Annotated in this window: 1 protein-coding gene; it reads left to right on the top strand. The window is 49.6% G+C overall.

Features of this window, described 5'->3' with window-relative positions; all coding sequences use genetic code 11:
- Nucleotides 1–59: 59 nt before the first annotated feature.
- A partial coding sequence (locus tag NLF92_RS13765; protein WP_254102843.1) for an SDR family NAD(P)-dependent oxidoreductase occupies nt 60–238 on the top strand: 179 nt, incomplete at its 3' end.

Here is a 238-nt window from a genome sequence, read left to right as displayed (position 1 = left end):
GTTACGGTGACTGTTTTTCAGGATTGCACATCCATGATATCAGCTGCACAGGACGCATTATGAATAATAAAAAAGTTGCCATTATTACCGGGAGTGGTCGTGGGATTGGTGCGGCAACAGCAAAGCTGTTTGCCACGAACGGATATGCCGTGTGCGTCAATTACAAGTCGAACGCTAGTGCCGCCAATGCAGTGGTAGAAGAGATCCAGGCTTCAGGAGGCAGGTGCATCGCGGTTCA

Source organism: Opacimonas viscosa (genome assembly GCF_024199005.1).
Classification (GTDB): Bacteria; Pseudomonadota; Gammaproteobacteria; order Enterobacterales; family Alteromonadaceae; genus Opacimonas; species Opacimonas viscosa.
Note: the sequence above shows the minus strand (reverse complement) of the source record. Positions and strands in the feature narration are given on the sequence as shown.